Raw genomic sequence first — 14,465 nt, forward strand, 5'->3', positions numbered from 1 at the left:
CTATCACTAGGTGAAGAAAGGAGGCTATTGTGCGATAAAGCGTTGAGCTTCCCACGGGGAATAATCTTAGGACACCTCTTTTTACCTTGTTACCTCCTGCTGGCGTGTAAATCCTGATAGAATCCAAGACTGAAAGCTCTCACTGTAATTGAAGGACACGCCACATGACAAAACGATTTTCGGTGCTGACTGGCAGTTTGCTGCTTGCCGCTTCTCTCGGCACTCAAGCCTCGAATACACCCGATCAGCCCCATCTGACAAATACCGTTGATAAGACCATACACTCCCTGATGCAGGAATATGACATTCCAGGAATGGCGATTGCGGTGACTTTCCGCGGTCAACATTTTTTCTATCAATACGGTGACGCATCAAAAGAGAGCAACACGCCGGTCACCAAAGAGACCCTCTTTGAAATAGGATCGGTCAGCAAAACCTTTACCGGCAGCCTGATTTCTTGGGCGCAGGTGACGGGAGCCATTTCCTTCTCCGATAAGGCCAGCCAGCATTTTCAACCGCTTGCAGGCAGCGCCTTTGACAACATAAACCTGCTGAATATTGCCACCTACACCGCGGGAGGCCTGCCGTTACAATTCCCTGATGAGATCGACAGCAATAACAAAATGGTGGACTGGTTTCAGCACTGGCAGCCAAAGTACACGCCCGGAACCTACCGCCAGTACTCCAATCCCAGCATTGGCCTGGCGGGCTATATCGTTGCCCAACGCCTTGAAAAACCTTACTCAATACTGGTGAAAAACCAAATCCTTTCACCACTTGGTCTATACCATACCCGGTTTAACGTGCCCGAACAGGAGATGAAAAATTATGCATTGGGTTATTCAAAAGAGAATAAACCGATTCGCATCACTCCCGGCGTACTGGATGAGGAAGCCTATGGTCTGAAAACCAGTGCACAAGAGCTGATCGGCTTCGTGGATGCGAATATCGATCCTTCCCGCGTAGGTGACAGCAAACTGGCACAGGCCATTCGGGCAACCCATACCGGCTATTACCGGGTGGGGGAGATGACGCAAGGGCTGGGCTGGGAGCTTTATCACTGGCCCGTTACCCTTGAGCAGGTACTGAGCGGCAACTCGGCGCAGATCGCTTATCAGGCCAACAAAACCACGGAACTATCGCCGCCAGAGCCGCAAACGGATGCGCTTTTTATCAATAAAACCGGTTCCACCAATGGCTTCGGAGCGTATGTCGCGTTTGTGCCGCAAGAGCAAATGGGTATTGTGCTACTGGCCAACAAAAACTACCCCAACGAGGCACGCATCAAAGCAGCCTGGCAAATCCTCAAGGCACTGAAATAAGGTGCAATTGCGTTAAATACAGTTGTCTATTGGCAGCAACAGCGCCTCCCGCAGGAGGCGCTGTCCTAACATATCGAGTCATTAAGCCAGTAAGGCTTCCAAACCTGCGGTCACCGACTCCATACGGTGACCACCTGAATGCTCAATTACATAACGCTTACCTACCTGAGAAGAAGCATCCAGCCCCCAAATACCATGTTCGACCTTCTGACTCAGCGGATCGCTACTGGTATTGATGTGGGTGACGTTGGCACTATCCAACTTGTCGGCCAGCCGATCCCGTAATCCTACATGCAATCCCATGCTGTTGAATGCGGTGACCTTGATCCCATGTTTGATGCCCGCATATTGCGCCAGCCCGCCGCCCAAGGAGTGGCCTAGAACCTCAACCTTGCCGCCATATTGTTTAGTAAAAGCCTTGACCAAACGGTCAGCATCCTGAAACGCGCTGTCCTTGATCCCCAAAGCAGCGCCGACATCACTCTTCACCGTACCAGGACGCTTAGTTGGCTGGGTGCCCACGAAGGAGAGCACCATAGTATCGTCACGTTTGTAAACAGCAACCTTGAGCGCAGACCAGCCGTCTCCCTCAAGGATTAAAGGATCATTCTCCCCCTTGCTGGGGCGAACATGCAGAGTTAACTCACTGCCAGTTCCGCCACTGCCATCCTCCCGGCGAGCCAGTATTGAGGACGGGATATCAGCTAAAGTGGCATGACTGTAACTCGCAGGCATATCCCGATAGCTACTGGAGCAACTAATTCTCGCCAATTGAGCCGCATCCATCACTGCCTTAGCTCCCACAGCATTCAACGGCTCTTGCTCCGCTTTAGCCACAAACGCAGGTTTGGCGATCACCTTGGCAGAATTCAGCAATTGCTCGGCACGCGTTCCAGCCTGCAAACGATCAGATGCGCCAAGCGGTAGGTGCGAGACCCCCTTCGCGCCCGCTCCAGCCAGCCCCAAGGCAGAAGATGCCAGCAAACGCCCTGTGGATTCCGCCAGGTTTTTAACGCCTGTAACACCGACTGAAATTGCACCACTCGTTACACTACTGGCACCGCCCGTGATATTAGCCAATCCCTTGATAATGGCCCCAGTCCAGTAACGCGCCTTACCTTTGGCACTCTGTGCATGGGAGTCATGTCCTCCCTGTATGGCAGTGCCAATCTTGCGAGCCGGGGCACTCAATGTCAGATATTTCAGTGTGGTGGTCATCACCTTGCCCGGCGACACCTGAGTACAAAGACCAGTACTGGTGTAATGAGAGGCAAGATGATGATGAACATTATTATTACGAGATGGTGTCTGTACTTCTCCGTTCGAAAGGGGCGCCAATGCCGTGGCGCTGGGAGTGTGCCCAATACCTTGAATAGACATCTTATTATTCTCCTTGGTTATTCAGATGACCGAAATTCAGCATACGATGGCTGAGCCGGGTAATGGATGCAGCACAGATGATGCGCCATTCTGCTGGGTGCTGATCACCTGAAACTGAGACTGTAAGCTGATCCCAAGATCGAGAAACTCTCCCAGAATCTGCATAAATGTCGTTTCGTCGAACATCTCGATCAATGCAGAGAAGCTCAACACCAGATAATTAGTACGACTGTCCAGACTGATCTGACTGCCGCCCGTGGTAAGACCGAACATATTCAACTCAAGGGCAGCCCGGGTCAACATCAACTGGCCCGGCTCATCTGCTGGCAATCGCAACAAAGGAATATAGAAATAAAATGCCTGAACGTCATCATTACCCGGCACTTCGATGATGCACTCACCACCTTGGCCGAAAGGTACTGTACAGTGACCATCGCTGCCAATGCTCAAAGCTACACCTTGGCGTTCACCAACAAGGCGCAACCATTCAGATACTGTCTGTTGATATGCTTTCACTATGATGTTCTCCGCTCGTTATCCCTTACAGACCAAGGGGTTGGCACGCAATAGAAAGTGTGAGCATGTTAACAATCACTGACAAGCCGTGATTTATCTCTAGGGCGAAGTTTTTTATATCGACGTCGAAGTAGCGCCTTATCGGCAGTTGGGTTGCACCGTGCAAATGCGGTTCGAATCCACCGTACCCAACTTGGCCGACAGGTGTTGTCCAGTAGCACGGGTTAATTCATATGAGTTTTACGAGCTGGATCGTATTCCCACCACCACTCAAAAGAGGGAAGCCCCAGTGATTCGAAACTTTCCGAGGGCAGAATATCGGTGCACAATCCTCCTTCAAATAGATTGTCGTAGGAAAGACCACTGATGGAACAATAACGCTTAGAAGTCTGACCCCAGAACAAACCACCACTGTAATAGGCAGTCAATCCATTAATGTAATCACGAACTTCAGGAGATGCGGTAATCAATACCTCTTTTTGTAACCGCAAGAACAAGCTAACTACCCGCCAACGGAGTTCCCAATAATGCTCCATGCTCTGTTCAACCGTATAACCATATTGTCGACATATGACACTAATAACATTATGTTCCTTATCATCTATCGCCCGTGCTTGTTCCTCCGCATAAGCATAGGCTTCACAATCCCATGCAGTCAGGCAGTCCATCATTTCTGATAATGCACGGATGCGGCGATCTTCAAACTCATCCTGACTAATATTAATACCTGCGATAATATGGCTTAACACAGGATATGCCCAAGCGCCACCACCATACATACGCATCACCAAATAATCATCAAACGAAGGTTTTGGCTCCACCGCCTTCCACATTTCAGTCATAATGTAAGTACGTATCACCTCAAAAAAACGACCTGCTAAAGCAGGAGATGAATAGCGTTCCAATCGAATACGTAAGTCACGCATTGCCATCGCGTAACGGTCGTTGTTTACCGGATTTTCAGGAGACTCAAGTGCGCGTTGTAATTGAGCCGCATTATGAATATAAGCGGTAAGATTCATGCTTAATGGCCCTTCATCGCAATATTCATCATCATAGGCAAAACCCCACATCACGAAATCTGAACCTACTTGCAACAATTCCTTACTCCCCTTTGGATAGAGTAACCCCGCCAACCGTGCACTCTCCATTTTCCATAAACGTTGCCGCTGTGTTTCGTTACTATATAGATGGAAACGATCCGCATATTCACGCGTAGCTATTTCAATCTCACAATTTTCCGGCTCTCCCGCATTGACTAACGGATGTAACATATATGGGAATGGATTGGGCAGAGGGGGAATTTTAATAATATTCACGAATAATTGGCTCCATAAAGTAATTTATTAACAAATGATGATTCGGTGGCAATTAAGTTATAGATGGGCATAAGATTTTTTACCAATCTTACTAACTCGTTTTCTGCCAACACTTACACTGCTACCGAAATTACCGGCACAGAGGCAACTATTACACAAGGAATCATTGAGATTTTGGCACAAAGAAGGAAGTAAATTGGTTTGTAAAAATGCGGATCACAAGTAAGTTTGTCGTTCCATAGGCAAAATATGTACTACGTACACCAATATACTTGCAAAAGTGTACATGGTACACATACAATCTACATAAACGATAATTGATCAGAGGACACCATGTTTACGTTCATTGAACTACAAGGTTTCAGTAAAAGACGACAAACGCTGCTAACTGATGATGAATATCGAAAGTTTCAAGAAGTTCTGATTAATGACCCCGAAGAAGGGGACACTATTTCTGATACTGGTGGATTTCGCAAAATACGCTGGGGCCGTCAGGGAACAGGAAAACGGGGTGGTATTAGAGTTATTTACTATAATGTCACCCGTAAAGGTCGTATTTATTTGGCATTAATCTACCTAAAAAGTGAACAAGATAATTTAACGGAAGAGCAGAAGAAAGCATTAAAGAAAGTATCTACTTTCTTGGATTAAATTAATTGGTGAAACAACAAGCAAGGCTAAACTGTATGATAAAAATATCATATGCAAGTTACTGAGAAAGCCAGCTGAGGTATTTATGAAAAATGAATTGTTTGCTGATCTTCTAGCTAGTGCAGAAGAAATGGTGAAAATTGAAAAAGGTGAATTGACGCCAAAACCGGAACATGTTCACACTTTTGCCGAAATTGATGTTAAAGCAATACGCGAAGCAACTGGCCTGAAACAACAGGAGTTTGCCATAGCAGTTGGCGTAAGCTATGACCTGGTAAAAAGCTGGGAAAGTAAACGCCGCTATCCCACTGGCGCAGCAAGAAAGCTACTTATCTTATTGCAGGTTAACCCTTTTATTATTAACCAAATTAAATCTACCTGATATTATTTCAACGCGCTAAAACGGGCGCGTTGTCATTGTGCCAGATATTTTAATCCCCATTTTTCTGGCTTTCGCCACGCCAGTACTCAGAGCATAAATTCATAGCTAAATTTGTTAGCTTTCTTGCAGATTTAGTTGATTAATTTGCACAACCTGCCTTTCCTGCACATCATGTAACTTATTGTATTTACCATTTATTCGTTAAAAAAATTATGATTAGAGTTGCACTTATTGACGACCACGTAGTTGTCCGTTCCGGTTTTGCCCAATTACTCATGCTTGAAAATGATCTTGAAATCGCCGGGCAATACGCCAATGCCAAAGAAGCTTGGTTGGGTTTACTCAGAAACCCGATTGATGTTGCCGTGATGGATATCGCGATGCCGGATGAAAGTGGTTTGCACCTGCTCACTCGGTTACGGCAAAAACGACCTGATTTTCGTACCATTATTCTCAGTATTTATGACACCACCGCATTTGTCCAAAGTGCGCTGGATGCCGGCGCCTGCGGCTATCTCACCAAACGATGCGGCCCGGAAGAATTAGTTCAGGCAGTACGCTCCGTACATCAAGGCGGCTGCTATTTGTGCGCTGATGCACTAAAAGCACTGCGTCAAACATCACAGAAGGTTACAGCACTGCAAGTGCTAACCCCCAGAGAACGGGAAATATTTGATCTGCTGATCAATGGCATTAATGTCAAAACTATCGCAGAACAACTTTATCTCAGTCACAAAACAGTTCACGTGCATCGTGCCAATATTCTCTGCAAGCTCCAGTGCGATAGCACCATTGATCTGGTTCATTACGCTCTGCAACACCAGATTCTAATGGGGAATCCATGAACAGAGGATCACGATTTGGCCTGTTATCACTCTTTCTGATGATTTTTTATTCGCTGAGCTGGCTTGCTCTGTGGACCATCAGCTTTTACCTGAATGACAATGGACAACAAGCTACACTACTTCTGCCACAAGGGTTACGGCTGGCACTGTTTATCCTCCTGGGACGTCGTTACTTGCCCACCTTATTAGCCACTGAGATTATTATTCTGCTATGGCTCGGCAGCGAACAACTTATTACTCACAATATCATTCTGTTATCACCCTTTCTCAGCCTAATACCCACCCTTATCGTGCAACAATTCTGGTGGCGCTATCCCCTGTATTGGCAACGGCTCTCGATTCTGCTGGCTGGCGTAGCCGCCAACAGCAGCTCGCTGAAAATTTACAACGTTACCATGAACTCTTAGAGCAGGAACTAACCGCCCGCCATACTCTGATGAAGAAGCTGGTTCACACAGAAGAAGATATTCGTAAAAGTATTGCCCGCGAGTTACATGATGAAATTGGTCAGAATATTACTGCCATTCAAATTCAGGCAACGCTGATAAAACGTACCGCCATCACCCCGGCAACAGAAATGATCGCGGAACAGATCAATAACCTGGCCCAACAGATCCACCAATCCACCCGTCAATTATTACGCCAATTGCGCCCACCGGTTTTGGAAGAGATGTCCTTAGAAAAAGCGCTTCACCATCTGATCCATGAATTTGCGTTTAAGGAACAACAGATTGATTGCCGGTTGGACTACCAGCTTCCTCAAAATCCAACCAATGAAACGGTGGTTTTTACCCTTTACCGTCTGGTTCAAGAGTTACTGAACAACGTCAGCAAACATGCCAAAGCGACTCGAATCGCTATCATCCTGCGACAGCACCGGGATGTGATCGAACTCAGAATCAGTGATAACGGCATCGGCATTACAGAAGATAAAAGAAAAGGTGGATTTGGCCTCCAAGGTATTGAAGAACGTATCCGCGCGTTAGGTGGAGATTGGCAGTTAAGCAATGATAACGGCACGCGTATAATTGTTAAGCTGCCCACAAATTCTGATGAAAATCAGGCATAACTAGGAATTATTCCTAGTTGCCTAAAACCTTATCCCATCCATTTTCATCAACCTTTCTTTATATTTCATTTTCATGGAGGAGCCGGGTATGCAAGCCACCAGCCAGAAACAGATTTCACAACACTATCGCCGCTGGCGCAGCCGTTTGCTGATTTCCATGATCATTGGCTATGCCGCATTTTATCTGACACGAAAAAGCTTCAACTTTGTTATGCCGGTTATGCAGTTGGAACTGGGATTGGATAAAGGGCATATTGGCTGGATAACCACTCTGTTCTATCTGGCTTACGGCAGCTCAAAATTTATTTCCGGCGTATTTCATGATCGCACCGGCTATCGCTGGTTTATGGGGGCCGGATTAGTGATGACAGGTGTGTTAAACATTATCTTCGCTTTCTGTTCATCATTTTCTGCACTGCTGATCATCTGGACACTGAACGGCTTCTTTCAGGGCTGGGGATGGCCCCCCTGCGCCAGATTGCTGACACACTGGTACTCCCGCAATGAGCGCGGCTTCTGGTGGGGATACTGGAATATCTCCATTAATATTGTTGGCATTACCGTGCCAATGTTGTCCGCTTTTCTGGCGACAACTTACGGCTGGCAAACAGCGCTGATGATGCCGGGGATTATCGGCATTTTATTAGGCATCTGGCTCTGCCATCAGTTATGCGACATACCACAACAGCACGGTTTGCCCAGTGTGGGGCAGTGGCGGCAGGATTTACTGGAGCTTCGACACGAACAGCTATCATCCCCCATGCCGATGATGCAGATATTGCGGGATACCATCTTAACTAACAAAACTATCTGGTTGCTAGGATGCTCCTACATTCTGGTCTATCTCATCAGAATGGCAATTAACGATTGGGGAAATCTGTGGTTGTCGGAAACACATGGCGCCAATCTGCTCAGTGCCAATGCGACACTTTCCCTGTTTGAACTCGGTGGTTTAACCGGCGCGCTGTTTTCTGGTTGGGGATCTGATTTACTGTTCCGCGGCCAACGCGCTCCAATGATTCTCCTGTTTGCGCTTGGGCTATTTATAGCTGTCACCGCATTGTGGCTGACTCCCATTCATCACTACGCGCTGTTGGCAGTCTGTTTTTTCAGTATCGGCTTTTTTGTATTTGGCCCGCAAATGCTGATTGGGCTGGCAGCAACGGAATATTGCCATAAACAAGCTGCCGGCACCGTCACGGGTTATCTGGGATTGTACGCCTACCTGGGCGCAGCAATCGCAGGCTGGCCACTAAGTCAGGTGGTTGCCCACTATGGCTGGTCAGGGATGTTTGCCCTACTCACCGCCGCAGCCGCCATGATGGGTTTGCTGTTGATGCCACTATTAATGGCAGACGTTGGTAAAAGGGAACATATGGCAGGGGTAACCTCGCTACTTTCTAATAATAAGCAGTTTTGAATACAAATAAGGACAAAATAATGAAACTGAAACCTTTCTCTACACTTATTGCAGCCGGTCTGGCCGTTGCTGCATTTACCAACAGTGCTCAGGCCGCCGGACGTTTGATCGTTTATTGCAGCGCCACTAACGCCCTGTGTGAAACTGAAACCAGAGCATTCGGTGAAAAATACAATGTAAAAACTACCTTTGTCCGTAACGGTTCAGGCAGTACTCTGGCAAAAATTGAAGCCGAAAAACGCAATCCACAAGCGGATGTCTGGTACGGCGGGACTCTGGACCCGCAATCTCAAGCGGGAGAGATGGATCTGCTAGAACCTTATAAATCCCCTAATCTGACGCAAATCATGCCGCAGTTCCGCGACCCGGCCAAACGTAAAGGCAACTACAGCTCCGCCGTTTATGTCGGTATTCTCGGCTATGGCGTCAACACTGAACGTCTAAAAGAGAAAAATCTGCCGATTCCAACCTGCTGGAAAGATCTCACCAAACCGATATATAAAGGCGAAATTCAGATTGCCGATCCTCAAAGTTCAGGTACCGCTTACACCGCGTTAGCAACCTTTGTTCAGTTATGGGGCAAAGATCAGGCATTTGATTACCTGAAAAAACTAAACGCCAATATTTCTCAGTACACTAAATCCGGCATTGCGCCAGCACGAAATGCCGCCCGTGGCGAATCTGCGATTGGTATCGGTTTCCTGCATGATTACTCATTGGAAGTAGAAAATGGCGCACCACTAAAACTTATCGCGCCATGTGAAAGTACCGGTTATGAAATCGGCGGCGTAAGTATCATCAAAAATGCCCGCAATATGGACAACGCTAAACTGTTTGTTGACTGGGTGTTATCCAAAGAAGCACAAGAATTGAGCTGGAAGAAAGGGAAAGCTTATCAGATCCTGACCAATACCAAGGCGAAAGCTTCTCCTCTGGCGCTTAAATTATCCGATCTGAAACTGATCAATTACGACATGGATAAATATGGCGCCAATGATGTACGCAAAGAGTTAATTACCAAATGGGTGACAGAAGTGAAAATGGCTAAATAAAGCCAGTCAAGGGCGGCTCACCTCCGCCCTTAGACGCTATCCGTCAAGCTGCCTTATGTTCCCCCACCAATAATGCCTTAGCGGATAGCTGTTTACTGTTGCCACCACACAATAATAATGGAAGGAAATTATGTCTCACGCATTTACCCTGCCTATCAGACAGAAGCTGGATGCCGTGTTCTGGTGGATTGCTCTAATGTGGCTGGCCTTCGCGCTTTTGCCATCATGGAGCCTGGACTACGGCCTATTCGAATCTACTCAAGATGAACTGCTCGCCGCTTATGGCTGGAATGGATTAAACATCAGCTTACTATGGTTCCTGTTACCCTCAGTGCTACTACTACGTCCACTCACACCAGCAAACCGCAATCAACATCGACGCCACTATTTTGACGCGGGTTATGCCTTACTATGCACGCTATTTGTCGTTATTAGCGCCGCCATTATTGGTCGTGGGCTGGGCTACTCGACGATTTTCCTGTTTATCTCACTGGGCGCGATGATTACTCTGGCCCTGTCTCGCCTTGAATGGCTGGGTGGTGACAGTTTTGTTATCGGTTCATTAGTCGCGGTTATTGCCCTAATCGGCATATTTATCCTTTATCCGAGTATTGCTATCTTTATTCCGATGTTTACAGATGATGCCGGTCAGTTTGCCCCATTTGCTTTTATATCGATCCTGGGGCAGGCACACATTATTCAGGTTATCATCAACTCCGTTTTGCTCTCTCTAGCCGTGGGTGTCGGTTGCACTTTCTTCGGGCTGGTGCTGGCAATTTATACCGCCAGAATCGCCCGCCGTTCCGCCATTATTGGCCGGGTATTCTCTATCTTACCCATCGTAACGCCACCGTTTGTGGTCGGTTTAGGCGTCACCCTAATGATGGGCCGTTCCGGTTATATCACTGAATTTATGGCAACCTGGTTTGGCCTAACCAACACCAACTGGCTGTATGGCTTTACCGGCATCTGGCTGGCGCAAGTTCTAGCCTTTACGCCAATGGCATTTATGATCCTTGATGGCGCTATCAAAACCATCCATCCCTCATTGGAAGAAGCTGCTTATACTCTGCGAGCCAATCGCTATCAGACATTCTTCAATGTTTTTATTCCGCTGTTAAAACCAGCACTGGCGAACGCTTTCCTGATTGTCATTGTCCAGTCGCTGGCCGATTTCAGTAACCCATTGGTACTGGGCGGTAGCTTTGACGTACTGGCGACCCAGATCTATTTCTATATCACCGGTTCTCAACTCGACTATCAGGCCGCCAGTACTCTTGGCGCTTCACTGCTGGTTTTCTCGCTGCTGGTCTTCTGCGTGCAGTATCTGTGGATTGGTAAACGTTCCTACGTCACGGTTTCCGGCAAATCCTACCGTGGTGACGTACAACCGTTGCCAACGTCACTGGTTTGGGGGGTCTGTGCCATCCTATTTATCTGGGTTGTGTTCAACATTTTGTTATACGGCAGCATCTTCTACGGCAGTTTCACCGTCAACTGGGGAGTGGATTACACACTGACCTTAGATAACTTCATCAAACTGTTCGGTCAAGGTCTGCACGATGGCGCATGGCCATCATTACTGGATACCCTGCTCTACGCCGGTATCGCCGCCCCCATTACCGCGATCCTCGGTCTGCTGATTGCTTACATTGTTGTACGCCAGGAATTTCGCGGTAAAAAAACCATCGAATTCACCACCATGCTGTGCTTTGCTGTACCGGGTACCGTCGCCGGGGTTTCCTACATTCTGGCCTTCAACGATTCACCTTTTTATCTCACCGGAACCGCAGCCATCGTCATTATCTCCATGACCATGCGCAATGTACCAGTGGGTATCCGGGCAGGCATTGCCGGTCTTGGACAAATTGATAAATCACTGGATGAAGCTTCACTCAGCCTGCGTGCCGGATCGATGAAAACCATCTTCCATGTTCTGTTACCCTTACTGCGCCCGGCGATTTTATCTGCACTGATCTACAGCTTCGTGCGTGCGATTACCACCGTCAGCGCGATTGTCTTCCTGGTCACACCAGACACCCGCGTAGCAACCTCTTATATCCTGAATCGAGTGGAAGATGGTGAATACGGGGTTGCTATCGCTTATGGCTCGATCCTGATTGTAGTTATGCTGGCCATTATTTTCTTATTTGACTATCTGATTGGCGAAGCGCGGATCTCTCGTTCCAAAGCCAAAAATGCACAGTAATCACGGAGTGACAATATGACACAACACAATTTTGTCGAACTGAAAAATGTAACCAAACGGTTCGGTAGCAACACCGTGATCGATAATCTGGAACTATCTATTCCTCAGGGACATATGGTTACACTGTTAGGACCCTCCGGTTGCGGTAAAACCACCGTATTACGTCTGGTTGCCGGGCTGGAGAAACCGAGTGAAGGTAAGATGTTCATTGATGGTGAAGACGTTACAGATCGCTCTATCCAGCAACGTGACATCTGTATGGTGTTTCAGTCCTACGCCCTGTTTCCGCATATGTCGCTAGGGGAAAATATTGGCTACGGGCTGAAAATGCTAGGGCAGCCTAAAGCAGAAATACGCGAACGGGTTAAAGAGGCGCTGGAGCTGGTGGACTTAGGCGGCTTTGATGATCGTTATGTGGATCAGATCTCCGGTGGTCAGCAACAGCGTGTTGCTCTCGCTCGCGCACTGATCCTTAAACCTAAAGTGTTACTTTTCGATGAACCGCTGAGTAACCTTGATGCCAATCTGCGCCGCAGTATGCGCGAGAAAATCCGCGAATTACAGCAGCAATTTAATATCACCTCACTATACGTTACTCATGATCAAAGTGAGGCATTTGCAGTTTCCGATGCGGTGCTGGTGATGAACAAAGGTAAAATCATGCAAATTGGCACGCCACAAACACTCTATCGCCAGCCAGCATCTGAGTTTATGGCAAGTTTTATGGGAGATGCCAATATCTTCCCGGCGACTTTGGGTGCTGATTATGTCGAGATTTTTCAATATCGCCTGCCACGGCCAACAAACTTCACCACTAACCGACAATCGGTAACGGTAGGCGTCAGACCGGAAGCTATCACCCTGAGCCGTAATGGAAATATTAGCCAACGCTGTACCATCAGCCATGTGGCTTACATGGGGCCACAATATGAAGTCACCGTAGATTGGCAAGGGCAAACTCTGCTATTACAGATTAACGCCACCCAATTGCAACCCGATGTTGGCGATAATTACTATCTGGAAATTCATCCGTTTGGGATGTTTATTTTGGCCGAGAAAAGCAGCGGTTAATTTGATTGCAAAAGATTCCTGACTTTTATATCAATAGGCCGCCAGATGGTGGCCTATATAATGAAAATACAGACACGAAAGGAATAGCAGAGGTTATCACAGGTAAGCAGCGCAACAACCTGATAGGTACGGTTCGACTGATGTTTAACAGTCAATGGTCTCGATTTGATAACTACTCTGACCCAGCTTATACCCGTCATCTTTCAAGTTGCCTCTTTGTTGGCTGCACTCATTCACCCCGGTCACATAGTTATCTATGCTCCCGGGGATTCGTTCCCTTGCCGCCGCGATGCATCTTGAAATCCATAGGGTATATATAGATAATATCGATTAAAACTTGCACAAGACCATAGCAAGGATTACTATAATAAAAATTACCATTTCGGGGATTTCGTGGCTGTTTACTTAACAAAACTTTTTAATAAAAAGGCCAAAAAACTAAAAATCACCACAGATACCTTACTTAAAGCAGCGTCTGAGGTCATGAATGGTGTATTTGAAGCTGATTTAGGCGGTGGTGTTATCAAGAAGCGGGTTCCTTTAAAAGGCACGGGTAAGAGTGGAGGCACACGAACTATCATCTTCTTTAAAAGTGGAACTAACCTGTTTTTTTTCGATGGCTGGTCAAAAAGTGAAGTCAGCGGAAAAGGAGCTAAGGAAATCGAGGACGATGACTTGGAAGGCTACAAAGACGTTGCCGCAGAACTTCTAAAGTATGATGATAAAAAAATAAAAAAAATGCTCGAACTAAAACTTTTGGTAGAGGTGAAAGATGAGCACTAAATTGAACGAAATGCTTGGCTTTGCAAAAGAGCTGGAAGAGGCTGGTATTTCTAACGGTGATTTAACCAAAAAACTTGAAGCTAGAATTCAGGTTCGCAATTTAAGTAAACGTATAGCTAAAGCTCGCCCGATGTCTGGAGATGAAATCAAAAAATTACGCGACCGTTATAACATTTCTCAAGCTAGTTTAGCTCTGGCGCTTAATATGACGAAAGAAAGCGTATCGAAATGGGAGCGTGGTGAAATTAAGCCCAATGGGGCAGCATTAAGAATGCTAAACCTCATTGATAAACAAGGATTGAAAATTATCACCGCTTAACATAACCATTAAAGGTACCTTTCGGGGTGCTCTGACCGCTGACAAACCTCGTTTAAGGTACTGATACAGGGGCGGATTCCTGATTAAATATTAAATACAAAAACAGCGACAAATATACCCTATGGAT

13 protein-coding genes and 2 pseudogenes are annotated in these 14,465 nt (G+C 46.8%); 12 read left to right on the forward strand and 3 right to left on the reverse strand.

Annotated features, from left to right (window positions below; all coding sequences use genetic code 11):
* Positions 1-164 precede the first annotated feature (164 nt).
* On the forward strand, positions 165-1,322 hold the full coding sequence (gene ampC, locus LGZ98_RS04055) for a class C beta-lactamase (protein ID WP_262977755.1): 1,158 nt from the start codon (positions 165-167) through the stop codon (positions 1,320-1,322).
* Between the two features lie 81 nt (positions 1,323-1,403).
* Here ampC and LGZ98_RS04060 read toward each other — a convergent pair whose 3' ends face one another.
* The 3 genes from LGZ98_RS04060 to LGZ98_RS04070 all read right to left on the reverse strand — a co-directional run bounded on the left by LGZ98_RS04060 (position 1,404) and on the right by LGZ98_RS04070 (position 4,537).
* On the reverse strand, positions 1,404-2,702 hold the full coding sequence (locus LGZ98_RS04060; protein ID WP_262977756.1) for a Tle-like phospholipase domain-containing protein: 1,299 nt from the start codon (positions 2,700-2,702) through the stop codon (positions 1,404-1,406).
* Between the two features lie 36 nt (positions 2,703-2,738).
* Positions 2,739-3,218 carry a CesT family type III secretion system chaperone gene (locus LGZ98_RS04065; RefSeq protein WP_191214863.1) on the reverse strand — a complete coding sequence of 160 codons (480 nt, stop codon included), beginning with the start codon at positions 3,216-3,218 and terminating at the stop codon, positions 2,739-2,741.
* Between the two features lie 224 nt (positions 3,219-3,442).
* Entirely contained in the window at positions 3,443-4,537 is a 1,095-nt protein-coding gene (locus LGZ98_RS04070; protein ID WP_262977757.1) for a terpene synthase family protein, read from the reverse strand.
* 333 nt (positions 4,538-4,870) lie between these two features.
* On the opposite strand from LGZ98_RS04070, the gene LGZ98_RS04075 reads away from it, so the two are divergent.
* The 11 genes and pseudogenes from LGZ98_RS04075 (at position 4,871) to LGZ98_RS04125 (ending at position 14,338) form a co-directional block, all read left to right on the forward strand.
* Positions 4,871-5,188 carry a type II toxin-antitoxin system RelE/ParE family toxin gene (locus LGZ98_RS04075; RefSeq protein ID WP_113042689.1) on the forward strand — a complete coding sequence of 106 codons (318 nt, stop codon included), beginning with the start codon at positions 4,871-4,873 and terminating at the stop codon, positions 5,186-5,188.
* 85 nt (positions 5,189-5,273) lie between these two features.
* Complete coding sequence (gene nadS, locus LGZ98_RS04080; RefSeq protein WP_113042687.1) at positions 5,274-5,570, forward strand: NadS family protein; 297 nt, start codon at positions 5,274-5,276, stop codon at positions 5,568-5,570.
* Positions 5,571-5,782: 212 nt separating this feature from the next.
* Positions 5,783-6,415, forward strand: a complete 633-nt coding sequence (locus tag LGZ98_RS04085; protein ID WP_113042685.1) for a response regulator transcription factor — start codon at positions 5,783-5,785, stop codon at positions 6,413-6,415.
* Positions 6,412-7,484, forward strand: a pseudogene (locus LGZ98_RS04090) (MASE1 domain-containing sensor histidine kinase). Before LGZ98_RS04085 ends, LGZ98_RS04090 begins: the two are co-directional and overlap by 4 nt.
* 73 nt (positions 7,485-7,557) lie before the next feature.
* Complete coding sequence (gene uhpC, locus LGZ98_RS04095; protein ID WP_262977758.1) at positions 7,558-8,904, forward strand: MFS transporter family glucose-6-phosphate receptor UhpC; 1,347 nt, start codon at positions 7,558-7,560, stop codon at positions 8,902-8,904.
* A 20-nt stretch (positions 8,905-8,924) separates the two neighbouring features.
* A complete protein-coding gene (locus LGZ98_RS04100; protein ID WP_113042680.1) occupies positions 8,925-9,956 on the forward strand; it encodes an ABC transporter substrate-binding protein in 1,032 nt (343 codons plus the stop codon).
* A 130-nt stretch (positions 9,957-10,086) separates the two neighbouring features.
* Positions 10,087-12,165, forward strand: coding sequence for an ABC transporter permease (locus LGZ98_RS04105; RefSeq protein WP_262977759.1), 2,079 nt, complete (start codon positions 10,087-10,089; stop codon positions 12,163-12,165).
* 15 nt (positions 12,166-12,180) lie between these two features.
* Positions 12,181-13,236, forward strand: a complete 1,056-nt coding sequence (gene fbpC, locus LGZ98_RS04110; RefSeq protein ID WP_262977760.1) for a ferric ABC transporter ATP-binding protein — start codon at positions 12,181-12,183, stop codon at positions 13,234-13,236.
* A 53-nt stretch (positions 13,237-13,289) separates the two neighbouring features.
* Positions 13,290-13,427: pseudogene (locus LGZ98_RS04115) on the forward strand (hypothetical protein); the annotation flags it as partial.
* Positions 13,428-13,629: 202 nt separating this feature from the next.
* Positions 13,630-14,019 carry a type II toxin-antitoxin system RelE/ParE family toxin gene (locus LGZ98_RS04120; RefSeq protein WP_262977761.1) on the forward strand — a complete coding sequence of 130 codons (390 nt, stop codon included), beginning with the start codon at positions 13,630-13,632 and terminating at the stop codon, positions 14,017-14,019.
* Positions 14,009-14,338, forward strand: a complete 330-nt coding sequence (locus LGZ98_RS04125; RefSeq protein ID WP_228900572.1) for a helix-turn-helix domain-containing protein — start codon at positions 14,009-14,011, stop codon at positions 14,336-14,338. The genes LGZ98_RS04120 and LGZ98_RS04125 overlap by 11 nt, the downstream gene beginning before the upstream one ends.
* Positions 14,339-14,465: the final 127 nt, after the last annotated feature.

This window comes from Photorhabdus kayaii (genome assembly GCF_025384895.1).
Taxonomy (GTDB): domain Bacteria; phylum Pseudomonadota; class Gammaproteobacteria; order Enterobacterales; family Enterobacteriaceae; genus Photorhabdus; species Photorhabdus kayaii.